1 protein-coding gene is annotated in these 1,217 nt (G+C 56.5%); it reads left to right on the forward strand.

The features are described from left to right. The first annotated feature begins 56 nt into the window (after positions 1–56). Positions 57–1,183 (forward strand): IS3 family transposase gene (locus tag BOA8489_RS20015; RefSeq protein ID WP_093976062.1). Its coding sequence is split into 2 segments (ribosomal slippage): positions 57–321 and positions 321–1,183, totalling 1,128 coding nucleotides; the frame shifts between segments, so codons are not numbered across the junction. Positions 1,184–1,217: the final 34 nt, after the last annotated feature.

Genomic DNA, 1,217 nt, shown 5'->3' on the forward strand with positions numbered 1-1,217 from the left:
TGAGCCTCCCCATCTGAATTGGTCCACCGTTATGTTTAGGAAACGGAGGACAGAGAATGGCAAACAAACGACACAAGCCAGAGGAAATAGTTCAGAAATTGCGGCAGGTTGATGTGCTTGTCGGCCAGGGGATGCAGCGTGCGGATGCGATCCGCGAAGTGCGTATAACCGAACAGACCTATTACCGATGGCGCAAGCAATATGGCGGTATGGGCACCGACCAGCTGAAGGAACTCAAGCGGCTTCAGAAAGAGAATGAGCGATTGCGGAGGGCAGTATCGGATCTGACGCTGGACAAGCTCATTCTAAAGGAAGCTGCCCGGGGAAACTTCTGAGCCCCGCCCGTCGGCGCGCCTGCATCGATCTGATCCGAAGCGAGATGAAGGTATCGGAACGCCGGGTCTGCCGGGCACTGGGGCAGCACCGATCAACACAAAGGTATCAACCGCACGGCCGAGAAGACGAGGAACGACTTGTGGCCGATATGATTGAACTGGCGAGGCAATACGGCAGCTACGGCTACCGTCGCGTTGCGGCGCTGCTGAGAGACGCGGGCTGGCAGGTCAGTGATGGCCGTGTCGAGCGGCTGTGGAAACGGGAGGGGCTGAAAGTGCCGCCAAAACAATCGAAGAGATCGAGGCTTTGGCTGAATGACGGATCCTGTATCCGTCTCAGACCAGAATATCGGAACCATGTCTGGAGCTACGACTTCGTCCATTGCCGGACCGATGATGGCAAAGCGTTCCGCACATTGAATATCCTCGATGAGTTCAGCCGGGAATGTCTGACGATCCGGGTGAAGCGTAGGCTGAACTCGACGGACGTCATCGACGCCCTGACGGACCTGTTCATCCTGCGCGGGCCACCAGCATTTGTCCGCAGCGACAATGGACCTGAGTTCGTTGCTAAGGATGTCCGGGCCTGGATTGAGGCTGTTGGTGCCAAGACCGCCTTCATCGAGCCGGGCAGCCCATGGGAGAATGGCTACGTCGAGAGCTTCAATGCTCGGTTCCGGGACGAATTGCTGAACCGGGAGATCTTCTACTCGCTCAGAGAAGCCCAGATAATCATCGAAGGCTGGAGAAAACACTACAACACGAAACGGCCTCACAGCGCCTTGGGATATCGGTCTCCGGCTCCGGAAACCATCATGCCAATAGACCGACGACCAGTCATGCACTAACAATCAAGTTGGACCAGTCAGATCAGGCTAGGCA

Origin of the sequence: Boseongicola aestuarii (genome assembly GCF_900184815.1) — a bacterium.
Classification (GTDB): Bacteria; Pseudomonadota; Alphaproteobacteria; order Rhodobacterales; family Rhodobacteraceae; genus Boseongicola; species Boseongicola aestuarii.